13 protein-coding genes, 1 pseudogene and 1 riboswitch are annotated in these 18833 nt (G+C 65.5%); of the genes and pseudogenes, 4 read left to right on the top strand and 10 right to left on the bottom strand.

What is annotated here, in order from left to right; all coding sequences use genetic code 11:
* The first annotated feature begins 107 nt into the window (after window positions 1–107).
* Window positions 108–1871, top strand: coding sequence for an oxalyl-CoA decarboxylase (gene oxc / locus CKW46_RS03885; RefSeq protein WP_482052846.1), 1764 nt, complete (start codon window positions 108–110; stop codon window positions 1869–1871).
* Here the strand turns inward: oxc and CKW46_RS03880 are convergent.
* The gene (locus CKW46_RS03880; protein WP_015354111.1) at window positions 1855–2787 is read right to left on the bottom strand and encodes a LysR family transcriptional regulator; all 933 of its coding nucleotides are present in this window, start codon (window positions 2785–2787) and stop codon (window positions 1855–1857) included. The genes oxc and CKW46_RS03880 overlap by 17 nt on opposite strands.
* 415 nt (window positions 2788–3202) lie before the next feature.
* Here CKW46_RS03880 and CKW46_RS03875 point away from each other — a divergent pair, with 415 nt between their 5' ends.
* Window positions 3203–3958 carry a L,D-transpeptidase gene (locus CKW46_RS03875; protein ID WP_482052845.1) on the top strand — a complete coding sequence of 252 codons (756 nt, stop codon included), beginning with the start codon at window positions 3203–3205 and terminating at the stop codon, window positions 3956–3958.
* A 51-nt stretch (window positions 3959–4009) separates the two neighbouring features.
* On the opposite strand, the gene CKW46_RS03870 is transcribed toward CKW46_RS03875, so the two are convergent.
* Together CKW46_RS03870 and CKW46_RS03865 are read right to left on the bottom strand one after the other, a co-directional pair.
* The gene (locus CKW46_RS03870; RefSeq protein WP_015354110.1) at window positions 4010–5758 is read right to left on the bottom strand and encodes an NRAMP family divalent metal transporter; all 1749 of its coding nucleotides are present in this window, start codon (window positions 5756–5758) and stop codon (window positions 4010–4012) included.
* Between the two features lie 107 nt (window positions 5759–5865).
* Complete coding sequence (locus tag CKW46_RS03865) at window positions 5866–6081, bottom strand: hypothetical protein (protein WP_117437565.1); 216 nt, start codon at window positions 6079–6081, stop codon at window positions 5866–5868.
* 298 nt (window positions 6082–6379) lie between these two features.
* A riboswitch (M-box (ykoK) riboswitch) is annotated at window positions 6380–6550 on the bottom strand.
* 105 nt (window positions 6551–6655) lie between these two features.
* Here CKW46_RS03865 and CKW46_RS03860 point away from each other — a divergent pair.
* The gene (locus CKW46_RS03860) at window positions 6656–7321 is read left to right on the top strand and encodes an O-methyltransferase (protein ID WP_482052844.1); all 666 of its coding nucleotides are present in this window, start codon (window positions 6656–6658) and stop codon (window positions 7319–7321) included.
* Window positions 7322–7324: 3 nt separating this feature from the next.
* On the opposite strand, the gene CKW46_RS03855 is transcribed toward CKW46_RS03860, so the two are convergent.
* The 7 genes and pseudogenes from CKW46_RS03855 to CKW46_RS03825 form a co-directional block, all read right to left on the bottom strand.
* Window positions 7325–9337, bottom strand: a complete 2013-nt coding sequence (locus CKW46_RS03855) for an SGNH/GDSL hydrolase family protein (protein WP_015354108.1) — start codon at window positions 9335–9337, stop codon at window positions 7325–7327.
* 237 nt (window positions 9338–9574) lie between these two features.
* Window positions 9575–10795, bottom strand: a complete 1221-nt coding sequence (locus CKW46_RS03850) for a CaiB/BaiF CoA transferase family protein (protein WP_117437562.1) — start codon at window positions 10793–10795, stop codon at window positions 9575–9577.
* A complete protein-coding gene (locus tag CKW46_RS03845) occupies window positions 10788–11723 on the bottom strand; it encodes an SDR family NAD(P)-dependent oxidoreductase (protein ID WP_015354106.1) in 936 nt (311 codons plus the stop codon). The genes CKW46_RS03850 and CKW46_RS03845 overlap by 8 nt, the downstream gene beginning before the upstream one ends.
* Complete coding sequence (locus tag CKW46_RS03840; protein WP_015354105.1) at window positions 11723–13576, bottom strand: flavin-containing monooxygenase; 1854 nt, start codon at window positions 13574–13576, stop codon at window positions 11723–11725. Before CKW46_RS03840 ends, CKW46_RS03845 begins: the two co-directional genes overlap by 1 nt.
* A gap of 5 nt (window positions 13577–13581) precedes the next feature.
* Window positions 13582–14763 carry an LLM class flavin-dependent oxidoreductase gene (locus tag CKW46_RS03835; RefSeq protein WP_117437560.1) on the bottom strand — a complete coding sequence of 394 codons (1182 nt, stop codon included), beginning with the start codon at window positions 14761–14763 and terminating at the stop codon, window positions 13582–13584.
* Between the two features lie 14 nt (window positions 14764–14777).
* Window positions 14778–16139, bottom strand: coding sequence for an aromatic ring-hydroxylating oxygenase subunit alpha (locus CKW46_RS03830; protein ID WP_482052843.1), 1362 nt, complete (start codon window positions 16137–16139; stop codon window positions 14778–14780).
* 35 nt (window positions 16140–16174) lie between these two features.
* A pseudogene (locus tag CKW46_RS03825) lies at window positions 16175–17064 on the bottom strand (SDR family NAD(P)-dependent oxidoreductase).
* 136 nt (window positions 17065–17200) lie between these two features.
* Between CKW46_RS03825 and CKW46_RS03820 the strand changes: the two are divergent.
* Window positions 17201–18823 carry an SMP-30/gluconolactonase/LRE family protein gene (locus tag CKW46_RS03820; protein WP_482052842.1) on the top strand — a complete coding sequence of 541 codons (1623 nt, stop codon included), beginning with the start codon at window positions 17201–17203 and terminating at the stop codon, window positions 18821–18823.
* Window positions 18824–18833: the final 10 nt, after the last annotated feature.

The following is an 18833-nucleotide window of genomic DNA, read 5'->3' as shown; positions in this document are numbered from 1 at the left end:
GACGGAGTGAATCGTCGGATAGAGAACCGGTCTTGGACACAGCGGGGGCACCCGATAAGAGTGGTGATCAAGCCACCGGCCACCAACACACCCGAGGAGTCGCCACCATGACCACACAATCGGCATCTCCCAGCGACGCGACAGCCGCAGGCGGATTGACCGATGGTTTCCATCTGGTGGCCGACGCACTCAAAGCCAACGACGTCGCCACGATCTACGGAATCGTCGGCATCCCCATCACCGACCTGGCGCGCACCGTGCAGGCCCGCGGAATCCGCTACATCGGATTCCGCCACGAAGCCTCCGCCGCCAACGCGGCGGCCGCCGCAGGCTTCCTGACCGCCCGGCCCGGGGTGTGCCTCACCACGTCGGGCCCGGGTTTCCTCAACGCGCTGCCCGCACTGGCCAACGCAACCGCCAACTGCGTCCCGATGATCCAGATTTCCGGGTCCAGCCAGCGGGCGATCGTGGATCTGGCACGTGGCGACTATCAGGAGATCGACCAGCTCAACGCGGCCCGCCCATTCGCGAAAGCCGCGTACCGGATCAATCGGGTCGAAGATGTCGGGCTTGGCATTGCCCGCGCGTTGCGCACCGCGATCTCGGGCCGCCCGGGCGGGGTCTACCTCGACGTCCCCGGCGAGGTGCTCGGTCAGGCGATGGACGCGACGGCCGCCGCGGCGACCGTTTGGCGCCTCGTCGACCCGGCCCCGCGGCAATTGCCCGCACCCGAGGCCGTCGATCGCGCACTGACCATCCTCAGCCAGGCCCAACGTCCGCTGATCGTGCTGGGGAAGGGCGCGGCATATGCACAGGCCGACAACGCGATCCGGGACTTCATCGAGACGACCGGAATTCCGTTCCTGCCCATGTCAATGGCCAAGGGGCTACTGCCGGATTCGCATCCGCGCTCCGCGGGTGCGGCTCGCTCGCTTGCCATCGCCCGCGCCGACGCTGTCCTGCTGATCGGGGCTCGGCTGAATTGGCTACTCGGCCACGGCGAGTCACCGCAGTGGTCGGCCGACGCCAAGTTCATCCAGGTCGACATCGCGGCATCGGAGTTCGATAGCAACCGCCCGATTGCCGCGCCACTGACCGGCGACATCGGCTCGGTGATGGCGGCATTGTCCGACGGCCTGGCCCGGCATCCGATCGCGACCAGGGCCCCGTGGACCACCGAGCTCGCCGAACGCAAGGCACGCAACGAAGCAAAAATGCTGCAACGCTTGGCCGAGGATCCGCACCCGATGCGGTTCTACAACGCGCTTGGCGCCATTCGCACTGTGCTGCACGATAATCCCGACGTGTATTTGGTCAATGAAGGCGCCAACGCGCTAGACCTGGCCCGCAATGTCATCGACATGCAGCTGCCGCGTCACCGTATCGACACGGGAACGTGGGGGGTGATGGGTATCGGCATGGGCTACTCCATCGCGGCCGCGGTGGAGACCGGCCGGCCCGTCGTCGCAATCGAAGGGGATAGTGCATTTGGTTTCAGCGGCATGGAGGTCGAGACCATCTGCCGCTACCAGCTTCCCGTCACCGTGGTCATCCTCAACAACGGCGGCGTCTACCGTGGCGACGAGGCCACCAAGGCCCAGGCCACAGACGCCAGTCCCAACGACCCCGCCCCCACTGTGTTGAGCGCCCACGCACGCCACGAGCTGATCGCAGAAGCATTCGGCGGCAAGGGATATCACGTCACCACCTCGACTGAGCTGCGGTCGGCGCTGACCGCGGCGCTCGCATCCAACGGACCCACCGTCATCGACTGCGAACTCGACCCGGCCGCCGGTGTGGAGAGCGGGCACCTAGCCAGCCTAAATCCCACTAGCGCGGCCACCCCAGCGCGGGTCAGCGCCGGCGGCTGATCTCCATCAGCCGCGTTTGGAAGAACTCATCCAACGCGAGCCCCTGGGCGCTGGTCATCAGCGCCCTGGCGACGGGAAATCCAGGCCCGGTGGAACTGGTAGCCAAGGCGACCTGGGCTTTCACCACCGGGCTGACCAGTTGGACCGGGCGTATCTCACCGCCCGCGGGTGTGGTCCATAGCCAGGTGTGCGGCACAATGGACGCCGAATTCCCCGTGGCGACCTGAGCGAACAGCGAAGCAACGGAATCGGTTTCAACCTGCGGACTGACCGTGATGGCGTGGTCGGCGAAGGCCGCGTCGATGATTTGCCGGTCTCGCATATCCGAGGAGAGCAGGGCCAGTGGTAGCTGCGCGGCATCGAGCCAGCTCAGCGTCGACACGCCCGGGGGCAACATCTCCGGCGGCGCCAGCAGCACATAGCGCTCCTCGTACAGCGGCACCAAGTCAACGTCATGACCATCGTCGGAGGACGTATACACGATGGCGGCGTCCAGCTCGAAGTCACGCAGCCGCCGGTACAGCTCGGTGACCGCCAACCGGGAACAGATCTGCGCCTTCACCAACGGGTGCGCCGAGCAGAAGTCCGACAGCACCAGCGACGCAGTTGTCGAGGCAGACGGAACGGTGCCCAAACGCAGCGTTCCGGTGATCCCCGATCGCACCGCGTCCACCTCTGCCTTGAAGGCGTCGTGCTCGGCGATGATCCGCTTGGCCCAGACCACCAACCGCTCACCCTCCGGGGTGAGCCCCTCGAAGCTGTGGCCCCGATTGATCAAGGTGACGTTGAGTTCACGTTCGAGCTTGGCGATTGCCGAGGACAAGGCGGGCTGCGACACATAACACTTCTCCGCCGCCCGGGCGAAGTGGCGTTCCTGAGCTACCGCGACGAAGTACTCCAGTTGACGGAAGAGCACTGACACCTCCTCGGTCATGGGTACCGATTCGCTGAGGCTATCGCCCCCACCGGACCGTTGTCGCCCGCCGGTCCCCGATTGGGCCGCCAGGTCCTGCACCGTCGCGACAAGGTCCGCGCGCCATTGGGCGGTTCTCGTTACCCCGCAGCGCGGTTGGACCGCAGGCGCGGCGCGACGAGCCAGCCCGGACGTACGCGGAATCGGTATCGCTACCAGCGAATCCGACCCCGGAATCTGCGCCAACGTCAATTCCGGATTGATTTTCGGCGCACCGAGGAGTTTCACCCGAGACCCCGAATATGGGCCCGAATCCCGACCCCCAGGCTAACTGAGAATTGTTTGCTACACCCCGCGAGTGGGCACCTAACAACTAGAATGCGTTTAGTTGCTCGCACCATCTCGAAGGGCGGACGCCATGCGTCGAATAATTCGTTATCTATTCGTTATGGTTGCGATTACAGTATTGGCGGTCGTGGCAGCGGGCAGTCCCGCCACCGCGGCCCTGCCGGCCGCAGAGCCGATTCCGGGCGTTGCTTCGGTGTTGCCCGCGAACGGAGCGGTGGTAGGAGTGGCGCACCCCGTGGTGGTGACGTTCACCGCGCCAGTGACCAACCGCCGCGCCGCCCAACGGACCATTCACGTCCTTTCACCGAGCAACATGACCGGACACTTCCAGTGGGTCCAAAGCAACCTCGTGCAGTGGGTGCCGGACCGATACTGGCCCACCCACACGCGCGTTTCGGTGGGGGTGCAGGAACTGACCACCGGCTTCGAGACCGGTGACGAGCTGCTCGGTGTGGCCAGCATCTCCGCGCACACCTTCACCGTCAGCCGCAACGGTGACGTGCTGCGCACCATGCCGGCGTCGATGGGCAAACCCAGTCGCCCCACTCCGATCGGCAGCTTCACCGCCTTGTCCAAAGAGCGCACCGTTGTCATGGACTCCCGCACCATCGGCATCCCGCTGAACTCGTCGGAGGGGTACATGATCACCGCCTCCTACGCGGTTCGGGTCACGTGGAGCGGAGTGTATGTCCATTCGGCGCCGTGGTCGGTGAACTCACAGGGCTACGCCAATGTGAGCCACGGGTGCATCAACCTGAGCCCGGATAACGCGGCGTGGTACTTCGACAGCGTCAACGTCGGCGATCCGATCGAGGTGGTCGGCTAGTCTTTGCGGCGCGCACAACGGTGCTGGCTGCCGGCTGAATCATCCAGCCGGTCAGCCGATCCCGGCCTGCACCACCTTGACAACCACCAGCACCACCGCGACCACGAGGTAGGCCCGCAGGGTGAATAGGCCCAGCCGGTGTGCCGGCGACATGGCCGGGCGGGCAAGGTCGGTCAGATTGGGGGTACACCACTGGGCCCGGTCCTGTTGGCGAATGGCACGCCGTTCGGCACGGCTGAGCAACTTGGCGTCGTTGATCTCATCGACCTCCCCGGGATCCAGCCCGCCGCCCAGGGATTGCGAGATGGCCTCCGCGTCGCGTCGGCCGCTGCGCCGGCGGCCGGTGATGAGCACCGCAGCGCCGCCCATCATGCCGATCGCCGCGCCGGCCACCAGACCTATCTCGATGGCGGCGGTCGACAGGCGCGGAAAGAAGGTCGTTACCGTCAGCGCCAGCGACAGCAAGACCAGACACCAGACCGTGGTCCAAGCAATAATGTTCTGCCGCAGGGTGTTTACCCACGGACCCAGTACCGCATGGTCGTTGCAGAGCAACACCAGAAATACCGTTGCCGACGGTAGCAGGATGCCGGCGAGGGCCTGCACACCCTGGGTCACCAAGCCGAGCAAGTAGTCGGGGCTGAACGCTACCGCGGCTGAAATCGCAAGTAGCGCCGCGTAGCCGCCGTAGAACAGCGGGGCCTCACTGATCTTCCAGTGCAGCGAGTGCCTTTTGCCCATCGCGTCGCCAACGGCATAGGTGGTGGCCAGCCCGATGGCGTTCGCGCCGATCAGCGATGCGTCGAGTAGCACGACTGCGAACAGGATGCCCACGGTGGAGCCGAAGTGGTTGGTCAAACTCGTTGCGACCGCGCCCGCGTCACTGAAGTGGCCGACGTCGGAGGTGCCGGCCAGGCCGAATGCGGTCACCGCCATCAGCGCTGTCGCCCCGACGATCACCACGACGATGCCGAGTACCAGATCCGCTCGTGCGTAGGGAATCCAGCGCGCCGTGATGCGCTTGTCCACCACGTTGGACTGCTGAAAGAACAACTGCCATGGTGCGATCGTGGTGCCGACGATCGCCACGATGAGCAACAGCACCGTGGAGTCCAGTCCTCCGGGGAAGCGTGGCACCAAACCACCCACCGTCCCCGAGAACGTCGGATGCACCAGTAGCGCCATCGGAATGATCACCACGTTGACCGCGATCAGCAGAAACATCATCTGCTCCCAGCGGCGAAATGAGCCGCCGGCGACCACCGCGAACAACAGCACCGCGGCGGCCGGGATGGCGACCGCCTTCGGGCAGCCGAGAAAGCCGAGGGCCATTGATACGCCGATGAATTCGGTGACGATGGTCAGCGCATTGAGGATCAACAGGTCGCCGACGCTGAACGCGCCCCAGAACTTGCCGAAGCGCTCGAAGATCAGTCGCGCGTGCCCGACCCTTACGACCGCACCCAGGCGCAACACCATTTCCTGGTTCACGTATAGCACCGGGATCAGCAAGGCCAGGGTCCAGAGCAGGGTCATCCCGTAGTTCTGGCCGGCCTGAGCGTAAGTGGCGACACCACCGGCGTCGTTGTCGCCGACCATCACGATCAGCCCGGGACCGCTGATGACCATCAGGGTCCGCAGACGCTGCCACCGCCGGGAAGCTACGCCGTCGCCATCCCGCCGGATCCGGCCGAACGCACCAACGATGTCGCCGGTATGGGCCGAATCCAGGACGGCGGCGTCGGCGGAGTGCACAGCGGAATTCGGGGCACCGCGACGCGAAGTGGATATCGAGGTCATCAACGTCTCGCTATCGATACAGAGGTGGCGAACCGGACAGCGCAAGCCACTCCCGGCGACGGACACCGGGTCAGCGTCCGCCGCCGAGTTCGTTGCGGCTCAGGGAATTAGCGGTAGTTGTTGGTGCCCAGATCTGGATGTCCACCCAGCGACGCGGTAACCACCGCGATCGGCATCCTGGACACGTAGCAGTTGGCGCGCTCCTGCGGTGTCAGGACGAAGTGGGCGGACCACTTGTTGGTCAGCCGCCGGCCCGCACTGAGCAGCGAACGTCCCGGAAAACCGGTCATGTAGGGAATACGTTGTGTAGCAACCAAAGCCATGATCTTACTCCTGGTGGGAAAACCGATCGGCTTACGTCATTCAACGCGTCAAGGTGTCCCGGGCCTTCATGGCGCTGGTGCCCCACGGATTGGGCACAGATCCTGGTGAAGGCCCGACAAGGCTTAGGCGGTAGAAGAAATGCCGGAACCGGATCGGGGGAAGACGGATTTCGGATAGGGACTATCGCCCGGACTGATGTCACTCATGTCTCGCCCTCACCTCCTCACGGCCATGACACACGGGGGTGTCGTCACATCACCTATGCAAGAGGGATGACCGTACGGCGACGCATCGTCGAACGCACTCCTCTCGTGGGAGCTTCGGCACTGCACGGCGTATCCGGACTATCCGGAAGCCACTTGGGCTCAACCCTTAGGCCGGGAAGAGCTGTCCTGACCCGGGGCATCTCTCGACGTTCGGGGTCAGTGGCCTGTATCCATGCAGACGCCTCGCCTACCGAGGTGCTTGCGGGAACCATGCTCGCACCGAAACCCGCTGCTCGTCAAACGGCTATTTGGTAACGGCCACCACCAACGATGGCACTGGCGATGGTGGCGGCCTACCCTCGCCGGCATGGGCACCACTTTGCAGGACGCCAAAGTCGCCGCGGCGCTGGACCGGATGTACGCCGCAGCCGCAAACGAAATGACGGCGCTGCGCGAGCGACGCGCTGAAATCGAACGGCTGTGGTCTGGGGATGCGCAGCAACGGGCCGACGCGATGAGCGAGTTCTACATCCCGGTGACACCGGAGGCCGGCCGACTCATGTATGCGCTGATCCGTGCGATCCGACCCACGACCGTCGTCGAGTTCGGAATGTCGTTCGGCATATCCACCATCCATCTCGCGGCCGCGGTTCGCGACAACGGCAGCGGCCGGGTGGTGACCACCGAACTCAACGCCAGCAAGATCGCCGCCGCCAAGCAGACCTTCGCCGACACCGAGCTGGCCGACGTGATCACCGTCGCCGAAGGGGATGCGCTCGCGACGCTGACAACCGTGCCCGGACTGGTCCAATTCGTGCTGCTCGACGGCTGGAAAGACCTGTACCTACCCGTCGTCAGGCTGCTGGAGCCGGTGCTGCCGGCGGGTGCATTGATCCTTGCCGACAACACCGAGTCCGCCGGTTCCCGGCCGTACCTGGACTACATCCGGGACCCCGCCAACGGCTACGTGAGCTTCAACTTTCCCGCCAGAAGCCGCGACAGCATGGAAATCAGCTGTCGCACGGCCGATTAACGACTAGCGCAACGACTCCTCGAGCCACGGTATCAGCCACTTCACACCCTCTGGGGTGAGGTGAACGCCGTCACTGCGCACCTGAATCCCGTCAACCTTGGCCGTATAAACCCCATCTGGGGACAGCTTCTTGTTGAGGTCGATGATCCCGACGTTTCGGTGTTGGCTAACTGTCTTGCGCAACATGTCGTTCCATTGCCTGACCCGGTCCGGCTGGTCCTCCGGGTACAAGCGGCCATCCGGCTTCTCGCCGCCCCGGCTGTAGGGCACCGTGGCCACCATCACCCGGACACCACTGGATCCGACGATCTTGAGCGCCCGCTGCAATTCGAAGTTGAGATACCCATCGAAGGTCGGGTCTCCGATGTGAGTCCACTTTCCTTCGTTCACCCGGTCCACGGTCTCCCAGCGACCGATGATCAGCAGCGCGACATCGGGCCGGTCTTGACTGACCTGGGCGGACCATCTGCTGGGCCAGGTATCGCACTCCGGCCGTTGCTCCAATGTCTGACCGATGTAGCGATACGGCGTGCCCCGCACCAGGCTGCAACCGATGACGGTGTGGTCGATAAATCGGAATCCGGGTGTGGCGGGCAGGTAATGCATCATGGTCCAGCCGATCGAGTCACCGAACACCGAAACGGTGAATGGCCGGTTCGGATCTCGTGGCGCGGCGGCTGGCCCCGGCGCGGCCGGCTCCGGCGGTGACGGTGAGACCGCGGCGACCGCCGAAACGCCGGGTGGCAGGCCTACCTCACGCAGGCCCGGGCCTGTGCCGACCGGGATAACCAGCATGGTGGCGGCGGCCGCGCTGGCGACGGTGGCCGCCGCCAGGGGTAGCAGCGGTACTCGCGCCGGGCGCCAGCGCCGGATCGGTTGCTCGAACAGCCACCACGACAACGCGGCGATAGCCACGGTGAGGGCACACCGCGCGGCGAACAGCCGCATTCCGGTCCACCCGGTGCGCTCGCCGTTGAGGGCCAAAAAGATCGGCCAGTGCCACAGGTAGATGCCGTAGGAGATGGTGCCCAGCCAGACCAGCGGGCGCCACGTCAGCAAACGCGCGACCGCTCCGCGTTGTTCCAGCGCAACCGGCGCCACCACGAAGACCGCGGCCAGGGCGACCAGGATCAGCAGACCGTGGCGGAACTCGTTGACGTTTCCGGTGGCAAAGTGGGTGAGCGCCGCCAAGCCCGCCACCCCGATGACCGGCAGAAAGCGGGCGACGCGCCGCCCCCACCGGGTCCAGACCAGGCACCAGCCGTGGTTGAGCGCCGTCCAATCGCGCACCAACAACGCCGCCGCCGCGGCGCCGACCAACAAGGCCTGGGCCCGAGTATCGGTGCCAAAATAGATCCGGTCACGCGTTGACTCGGACGCAAAGACAATGGCCGCCGCGCCAGAGGCCAGGGCCCCCAGGGTGCCGATCACGAATATGGTGAACCGGACGCCGCCGAGGGTGGCCCGCTGGAAATAGCGCCTGGCCCGGGCCGCCAAGAGCAGTGTCACCGCGATCAACAACAGCGGCCATACGATGTAGTACTGCTCCTCCACCCCCAACGACCAGGTGTGTTGCAGCGGCGAGGGGAGCGCGCCCTGGGTGAAGTAGTCGGTCTTCTGTGCGACGAACCGCCAGTTGGCCATCCACAGGAAGGCCGCCAGCGCGTCGTTACGCAGTCCGGTGAGCGCCTGGTAGGGCAACAGCTCGCGGGCCGCGGCGACGGTGAGCACCATCAGCACCAGCGCCGGCAGCAGCCGGCGCGCGCGGCGAATCCAGAATCCGGTCAGATCGATCCGACCGGAGCGACCCAATTCGTCCAAGAGCAGCGAGGTGATCAGGAAGCCGCTCAGGACGAAGAAGACGTCCACGCCGATGAAGCCGCCGCCCACTCCGGGAACGCCGCCGTGCCCGACGAGCACCAGCGCGACGGCCACCGCGCGCAGGCCGTCCAGCGCAGGAATTCCGCGCTGTCGCCCCGCGCGGTCCCAGATTGCGGTGCGGCCCGCACGTCGCACCGGAGCAATCCAACGTTTGCGGGTAGCAGAAGAATCCGGCGCGGGGTCATACCCGCCCGGCTCAGTGCTTGCTGTTAGCGTGCCCGGAGCACCCTGTCGCCCCGCGCCAAAGTTGCTGCCGATACGTCGCTGCCCCTCCTCGTGATCCCAGCAAGCTTAGATGCGGCAGCGGTGGATCCTTTTGCAGACACGCCTAGGTGTAGCAAGGTTTTTCGACGACTTGGCCGCTATTTCGGGCTAGGCCGGGCCGGCCGGTTGCGCATCGGCAGCGTTGATGCCCAGTTCCTCCAACACCGCGCTGGTATCGGCGCCCAACTGCGGGGCCGGACCCGATACCCGGCCCGGGGTCCGGGAGAACCAGGTCGGCACTCCCGGGAAGCGAACCGGTCCGTGGGCAGTGTCGATGGTTTCGAAGAATCCGACGGCATTCAGATGCTGGTTGTCGAACAATTCCGCCGGACTCGACAGCGCTGACGCGGGTATCTCGAGCTCCTCGAGCAGATCCAGCCATTCCTGGGTGGTCCGCGCCGCAAAGGTCTCGGCCAGCAGCGCGTACACGGTGTCGATCTGGCGGGCCCGGCCCTCGAGGGTGACGTACTGCTCGCTGGCCCATGGGGGCCGTACCGCATCGACGAAAGCGGCCCAGTGTTTGTCGTTGTAGATCAGCGCGGCAAGGTAGCCGTCGCTGGTGCGATACGGCCGCCGATTGGGCGCCACGGTGCGGGGATAGACCGCCGGGCCCAGCGGCGGATCGAACATCGCGCCGTTGGCGTGTTCGACCAGCATGAACGACGCCACGGCCTCGAACATCCCGATCTCGACCTCTTGGCCCTGCCCGGTACGTTCCCGGTGGAACAGGGCCATCATGGTCGCGTAGAGCGCGGTGAGTCCGGCGACCTTGTCCGCCATTATCGTTCCCACGTAGCTGGGCTCACCCGTGAGCTGCTCTTGCACGGACGGCAGTCCGCACGCCGCCTGAATGGTGTCGTCATAGGCCGGCAGATCCCGGTTGGGGCCGCGCCGGCCGTATCCGTAGCAGTTGGTGTAGACGATGGCCGGGTTGATGGCGGCGACCTCGGGGTAGCTCAGCCCAAGCCGGGCGATCGCCTTGGCGCGCATGGAATGGATGAAGACATCGGCCCCTTCGATCAGGGCCCGCACGGCAGCCTGGCCGGAATCGGACTTCAGGTCGATGACGGCGCTGCGCTTGCCCCGGTTGACGTTGACGAACACGCCGCTCATGCCGGCGGCCGGACCAACCGAGACGTACCGGGTGTCGTCGCCTTGCGGGGGCTCGATCTTGATGACATCGGCCCCCATGTCGGCCATGATCTGGGTACAGTAGGGCCCCATCACCATCGCGGTGAGATCGACGACGCGCACGCCGGACAGCGGGCCGGTGCGCTTCCCGGCACCGGCCCCCAAACTAGAGTCGCAATCGGACCCGCAATTAGACATGGTGCACGCTTCCTCGATTCGCCCACGCGGCCGACTCGAAACTGTAGCGGATGTGGTCTGAATGTCCGCTGGGGACCACGGGAAAGACCAGTGGTGCGGCCAGATCTCGGATGGCGTAGAGCCCTTCGGCAACATCTTCCATCGACCAGGACAGGCGCTGCACGCCGGGACTTTCGGCGACCACCGCCCGCGCCACCCGGCCCGCGATGGCGATCAACATCTCACCGTTGACCGGACAGGACTCGTGCGCCAGCAAACCGACCACCGGGGCCACCAGCTCGGTGCCCATCGGCGGGTACGACGAAATATCCAGGCCGTCAGCCATTCTGGTCACCGCGGAGGGAACGATGACGTTGCACAAAACACCACTGGCCGCGCCCTCGACGGCGGCGACATTGGACAAGCCGATCAAGCCGGCTTTTGCCGCGGCGTAATTGGCGACCCCCTGGTTGCCGTACAGGCCGCCGATCGAGGAAGCCAACACGATGCGGCCGTAAAGTTGGTCACACATCAACCCGAAGGCCGGCCGCACGACGTGGAAGGCGCCCCGAAGATGCACGTCGATGACGGCATCGAAGTCTTCGTAGCTCATCTCCTTGAGCGGCGCGCTGCGCACGTTGCCGGCATTGTGGATCAGGATGTCGATCCGGCCGTAGCGCTCGAGCGCGGTTTCGATGATCGCCTGACCACCGGCGGGTGTCGTCACCGAGTCCAGCGACGCGGCCGCCTGCCCGCCGAGCGCGGTGATCTCGGCCACCACCTGGTGCGCGGGTGCGGGGTCGCCACCGGCACCGGCCAGCGAACCACCGGTGTCGTTGACCACGACTTTGGCCCCTCTGGCCGCCAGCAGCAGCGCGTACGCCCGGCCCAGGCCCCGGCCGGCGCCGGTCACCACGGCGACCCGATCGTCGAACCTGAGTTCAGTCATCACGATTCCAGAATGAGGCCATTCAGATCGCCTTTGCTTCGCCATTGGGCAAGCAGATCACCGAATGCGTAAAAACCCGGGCCGTAGGGTTCGCCGATGTGGGAACGGATTCCCTCGCCTTCGGCCGCACCGGGGCCGCCGCCTTCGTTGTTGTAGTAGCCGGGCGTGCACTCGAGATCGAACTGGGTGTTGTCGATCGCGGTTTCCCGAATGGTCCTGCACCACTGGTCTTGTGCCTGCTGGCTGGGTTCGACGACGGTCGCACCCCGGGCCAGCGCTTCGGCGATGATGTAGGCGATGTGCTCGCCCTGCAATTCGTAGTTGGCGGCGATGTTGGCCGAGATGCCGACCTGGGTGAATCCGGTGAAAAACTGATTGGGAAATCCGCGGCTGGTCATGCCGTGCAGCGTTTGGTACCCATTGCGCCAATAGTCGAACAGCGACACGTTGTCGCGGCCCCTGATCTCGTCGATGGAGTAGCGGCGGCTGATCTGTGTGGTGATCTCAAAGCCGCTGGCGTAGATGATGCAATCGAGCTCGTACTCGGTGTCATTGGCCACCAGCCCCGTTTCGGTGGCCCGCTGGACGCCCCTGGTCTGCGAGACGTCGACCAGGGTCACATTGGGCCGGTTGAACGTCTGCAGATAGTCGTCGTTGGTGCACGGCCGCTTACACAGGAATCGGTAGTAGGGCTTGAGCGCCTCGGCGGTCGACGTGTCATCGACGATGCTCTGGATTCGGCGCCTCAGCCGCTCCAAGACTTTGTAGTCCTCTTCCTCACGGATCGCCATGAACTGCTCGGGGCTGAGTGCGGCCGGATCCTCGAGCGCCAGCACCCGCGCGGCGGTATTGCGACCCAGCTCGGTCCAGAAATCGCACACGTAGTCGGGTTGGCCCAGCGCCATCCCCTCGAAGGTCCAGGAATGGAAATTGCGCTGCCGCTGTTTCTGCCAGCCCGGCTGCAGTGACTTCGCCCATTCCGGGTCGGTGGGTGTGTTGTTGCGCTCCCCCACTGACGAAGGCGTGCGCTGAAAGACGTACAGGTGCTTGGCATACCGGCCCAGGAACGGCACGATCTGCACAGCCGTCGCCCCCGTTCCCACGACCGCGACGCGCTTGTCGGCCAGCCCGCTCAACCCCCCGGTGCTGTCCCCGCCGGTGTACTCATAGTCCCAGCGTGCCGAGTGAAAGCTGTGACCACGGAAATCTTTGATGCCCGGGATGCCCGGCAACTTCGGCCGGTGAAACGGGCCCGAGGCCATGACCACAAAGCGGGCCCGGATGTCATCGCCGCGGTTGGTGCCGACGCGCCAGCGCCTGATCGCCTCATCCCAGTGCAGCTCCCGTACCTGCGCGCCGAAGATCGCGGAGTCATAGAGGCCGTAGTGCTTGCCGATGCGCCGGCAATGCTCATAGATCTCGCTACCGTCGGCGAACTTCTTGCTCGGCATGTAGTTCAGCTCTTCGAGCAGCGGTATGTAGCAGTATGACTCGTTGTCACACTGCAGGCCCGGATAGCGATTCCAATACCAGACGCCTCCGAAGTCGCCGCCCAGTTCGATGATCCTGACGTCAGCGACGCCGGCCTTCTTCAGGTGGGCACCGCAGAGCAGACCGCCGAAACCACCGCCGAGTACCAGCACGTCGATGTCGGCCGATATCGGATCACGCTGTAACGGTGGCGAATAAGGATCGGATTCGTAGTATCCGGCAAAATCGTCAACCAGCTCGATGTACTGCCTGGAACCTTCCGGGCGCAGCCGCTTCTCGCGCTCTTGACGGTATTTCTCGCGCAGCGCGGGAAGGTCGATGTCGCCGGGTGTCTGGCTGGGCGGGCAGTCAGGGGCGGTCATCTCAGTCACGCCAGGGCGTTGGCCGGCAGCGCCGCGGGGTGTAGCGGTGCGTCCATCCGGTGCACCGCGGGTAGCACCTCTTGGGCGAACAGGCGAGTGCTGGCCATCGCCTGCTCGTAGGGCATGGTGCCGAATTGCACAACGATGGTCAGCTCGCAGAACGAGCACGCCGCCTGGGCAGCGGTGATTCGGTGGTAGATCTCCTCCGGCGTCCCGATGAGCAGGTTCGATGCGTGATAACCGGGGGTTTTAGGGGGACCGCCCTTGGCGTCGCCGGTCACCGACGAGGCCAGCACCGCAGTCGCACTGGCCTCACGTGCGGCATAGGCCTCATAGCCCTTGACCCCCTTGAAGTTCGAGGCGTCGGCGAATCCATAGTGCACGGTGACATCGCGATTGGCCGTCCAGATCCACTCCTCGGATTCGGCGGCCTGCTCGGCGCTGGCCGTGCAGTACATGAACATGACATTCTTCGGCTGGCACGGCGGCAGGCCTTCCTCCTGGCGGAAGGTGTTCACTTGCTGCACCTCTCGCCCGGCATCCTCGATCGGCTTGTTGCCCACGAACAGCGGGACCATGCCGCGGCGGGCGAGGATCTCCAGGGATTCCGCGGTCGACGATGAGCTGTAGATCCGTGCGAAGAGGTCGGAGCTGAAGGGTTCGGGGCGAAGGGACATTTCTGGAACGGTGAAGATTTCGCCCTCATAGGCGAACCGCTTTCCACTGAAGGCCAGGGCGAGGATGTCCAGGGTTTCGTTGAACCGCTGCCGGCTTTCTTCACGCGGTACGCCGACCGCGGCGAACTCCCCCTTGGACACCCCGCGCCCGATGCCAAGCGTCGTGTATCTCCCGTTGGAGATGATGTCCAGGTAGGCCATCTGGTGAGCCAGCCGGATGGGATGCCACCAGGGCGCCACGGCCACGAGCGTGCCAAGATTGACCCGCTCGGTTCTTCCGGCGAAGTAGCTCAGTGCCTGAATCGGGTTGGGCGTCATGCCATACGGTGTGCCGCAGTGCTCGGGCAACCAGATGCCGTCGAAGCCCAGTGGTTCGGCCAGGTCTCCGAGCGCGAGCGTGGCCTGGACGCATTCCCAGTCCGCAGTGCTGGGCGGGCGATCGTAGTCCTCGGCGAGCACCCGCTCCCAGTCCAGTGAATTGTGGGCGCCAAGTCCGATGTTGACCTTCATTGATCCGATCCCCTTCAGAGTTCTCGTGGTGCGCCGGTGCCCATGTATTCGGCAAGGTTGCGATGCAAGTTGGCGGTGCTGCGCTCCATGTACGGGTTTGGCTTGGGGCCGCCGAAGCCCCCCGACTTCATGCCCTGCTGGACCGCGGCCGTGTTGGAGAAATCCTGTGGCAGCACGCTGCGCCAACCCGGGTCATCCGGCGGCGCGTAGACCCACTCCGTTTGCGGCTCTTCACCTTTGGGATACAGCTCGTAGCAGGACGCTTCGAAGACACATTGGTCGGGGTCGTATCCGTGTGGCCGGGCGCTGTAGCACAGGGCGGTGGTGAGGCCTTGACCGATCTGGAAGTTGGGAAAGATCTGCCAGGCGGTGCCGCTTTGGGCCAGGTGTTCGGGATCGATGGTCGGCCAGAGCACGCCGCGGGCGGCGTCGTCACGCCGTGCCGACGTCAGCCAGTGATCGAGTACCTGACCCGCGGGTGCGTCTTCGGGCAACTCCTCGACCAGACGCAGCGCGGCGTCCACCAACGTTCTGGTGGTGGACGCGTTGGTCTCCTCGAGCGTGTAGCGCTGCATTTCGGCGGTGGATACCCGCGGATCGGCTCCGGTTCCGAGCCGGATCTTGGACTTGGTCTGCGCCAGGTCCTTCGGCGCGTCGTAGCCGATGTTGCTGTGGCGGCCGTGGGCGGCCGCCCAGCCGCGGAAGTTGCCGAACTTGTTGAACTGCGGATGGGTGGTTGCGACGTGGTAGGTCTCGTTGAACGCCTCCATCGCCACCTTCCAGTTGCATTGGAAGGTCAGCCACTTTCGCCACTTGCAGCGCATGTCCAGCAACCGGAACGGGTCGAGCATGGTGGCCGCGGGCTCCAGGTACTGGCGCAATGGCTGCGCGGCCGGATCCATATTGATCCAGATCCAGCCGCCCCAGGTGTCGACGTTGACCGCGGCCAGGTGGGTGTTCTCCGGGGTCAGCGCGCCTTGCCAGTCCGGCTTCTCGGGGATGTGGATGCAGTTGCCGTCCTGGTCGTAGGTCCAGCCGTGGAACCCGCAGACGAACGACTTTTTGTGGCCGCAAACGTTTTTGGCTCCCGGGGGGATGTCGACGAGCCGACGGCCTCGGTGCATGCAGACGTTGTGATGGGCCTTGAAGGTGTCGGCTGCGCTGCGTACCACCACGATCGAGTCGTCGAGAATGTCGTAGGTGAGGTAGCTGCCAACCTTGGGAAGATCTTCCACTCTGCCGACTTGCTGCCATACCTTGCGCCACAGCTTGTCACGCTCGGCTCGGGCGTAGTCCGCGCAGGTGTACGCGTCGACCCCGAAGGTGACCGCACCGGTCAACGTCGCCTCGACATCGTCGTGGCGGGCCGCGTCCATCGGTTCTGCCCTCCCGTCGATTGTGATCGGTCACCTCAGGCCTCGTCCCAGCGTTTGATCGCGGCCCGAAACGACTCGTCCTTGAGGAACAACGAGGTGTTGTCGGCACCCAGATGTCCCCATTTGAGGTTCAGGCCGCCGTCGACCAGCAGCGTCTGGCCGGTGATGTAGCTGGACAGGTCGGAGAGCAGGAACAGGATCACCCCGGCCACCTTGTCCGGACGTCCCCGCCGCCCCATCGCAATAGCGCGGCGATCACGTTCGGGGTCGACGTCGGTATAGGTGTGCGACGCCGGCGTCTCAGTCACCCCGGGTGCCACCGCGTTGACCCGGATCGGGGATCCCGCCGCGGTCTCGTCGCAGGCGAGTTCGAGGGCCATGGTGCGGGTCGCCGCCACGATCGCGGCTTTGGCTGTGCCATAACCGATGTGAAAGGGAGCGGCGTTCATCCCGCTGATGGAGGACAGCGAAACAATGGAACCCGGCCGCTGGCGACTCTTCAGTTCCGCGGCGATCGCCTGGCTCATGAAGAACATCGCCTCCAGATTCCTGGCGAACAGCTCATGCCAGGCGCTGCGCCGGACCCGGGTGCTCGGCATCCAGGTCGACGGGTCGGCGCCGCCGGCGACGTTGACCAGACCGTGCAAGTCGCCGTCGGCACGGCGCACGGCGCACGGCGCACGGCCTCGAGCGTGGCCTCGATTCCCTCATCGGTGCAAACGTCCGCGGCCACCGGCAACACCGCCAGTCCCTCGGCCACCAGCGGACCGACATGGCGGTCCAGATTGTCCTGGCCACGGCTCACCGCGACAACCGTCGCTCCCGCCCGAGCAACCATGCGCGTCACCGCCGTGCCGATACCGCCAGCCGCGGCACCGGCGACCACGACGACGCGCCCGGAGAGGCTCAGCAGATCAACAGTCATTGACCTGGCCGCTATTTGTCCGGACAAGATAATGGCGTGCTCTCATTAGAGAGTATGATTCTCTCGTTTTGGCGGCCTCGTCAAGGGCAATGTTCGGCATGGCCGCGGCTATTGTCTGGACCAGATTCCGATTGCTATGGTCCGAGCAGTGATACCCGTAACCCGACGGTTGCAGCACGCGGGCCGCTACCCGGTCACGCGGGCACCCAACGTTGCCGAAGGCTGGACCCTGACCCGGCTCACCGCGCCCAGCCGGCTGTTCGGCGCCAATGGGTTGCGCACCGGTCCGGATGGCAGGGTCTACATCGCGCAGGTGACCGGCAGCCAGATCAGCGCGCTGGACCTGAGCACCGGACGGCTGGACACCGTCTGCCCCAAGGGGGGTGCGATCATCGCGCCCGACGACCTGGCCTTCGACCAGGACGGCAATCTCTACGCCACCGAGGTGATGGACGGCCGGGTGAGCGTGCGCGCGCCCGATGGCCACACCCGGGTGCTTCGAGACGACATTCCGTCAGCCAACGGCATCACCTTTCACCAGGGCCGGTTGTTCGTCGGTGAATGCCGCGACGGCGGGCGACTGCTGGAGCTGGACCTCAACGGCGGGGCACCCCGAGTGCTGGCGCGCAACCTGCCCTCGCCCAACGCCATGGAGGTCGGCCCGGACGGCTTGTTGTACTTCCCGGTGATGGGCGCCAACGAGATCTGGCGCATCGATCCTGACGGCGGTGTCCCGCAGTGTGTGGCCGGCGATCTCGGAGTTCCCGACGCGGTGAAGTTCGACCCCCATGGCCACCTCGTCTCGACCCAGGTGCACAGCGGTGAGGTGCTGCGGATCAATCCCCGCACCGGAGATCGCACCGTGCTCGCGGCACTGCACCAGGGTCTGGACAACCTGACCTTCGTCGGCGAGCGGCTGTTCGTTTCGAGTTTCACCGGCGAGATCACCGAGATTCTCGGTACCGGAGAAACGCGGACCACGCTGCCGGGCGGGTTGACCTGGCCGCTGGGGCTGGCCGTCGACGCGGATGGCGACCTCTACATCGCCGACGGCACCTACTTTTACGTTCTGCTCGCCGACGGCACCCTGCGTGTCGGCGGAATGCTCTTCTCGGCGGGGTACCCGGGGTTTCTGCGCGGAGTGGCCGCGCTGGGATCCGGCGAATTCGCGGTGACCACGTCCAACGGCGAGGTTGCGCGCTACCGTCCCTGGGCGTCCGAAAGCGAGGTGTTGGCCACGGGTTTGGACCAGCTCTACGGGGTGGCCGTGGCGGGTTCGGGCGCCCTGTTCGTGGCCGAGCGGGGCGCCGGACGGGTGCTGTCGGTCCGGCCGGACGGGGTCGAGGTGATGGCATCGGGCCTCAGCGATCCGGTTGGCGTGGCCGTCACGGCCGACGGGAGGTGCGTGGTGACCGAGGCCGACGCCGGCCGGGTGCGCACGCTCGGCGATACCGGCACCTTGTTGGACGGATTGCAGTGTCCGCAGGGCGTGGCCATTTGCGACCGGCAGGTCTACGTCATCGACTCCGGAGCAAAGCAACTCGTCGCAGTCGATCTCGGCTCGCGCACCCGCCACACCATCGCGTGGGATCTACCGGTGGGAGCACCCGCCGGCGTCACCCCCAAGCCGCTGCGCGGAATGCCGCCGTTCTCCGGCCCGCAGGGACCGTTCGCCGCAATCACGCCCGGGCCGGACGCAACCCTCTACATCTCCGCCGACGCGGATGGCAGCGTACTGGCATTGCGCCGGGAATCCTGAAGGCCGCCAA

The sequence above is a fragment of the Mycobacterium liflandii genome, assembly GCF_022354805.1.
GTDB lineage: Bacteria > Actinomycetota > Actinomycetes > Mycobacteriales > Mycobacteriaceae > Mycobacterium > Mycobacterium marinum.
This window is presented reverse-complemented; position numbering and strand designations above follow the sequence as displayed.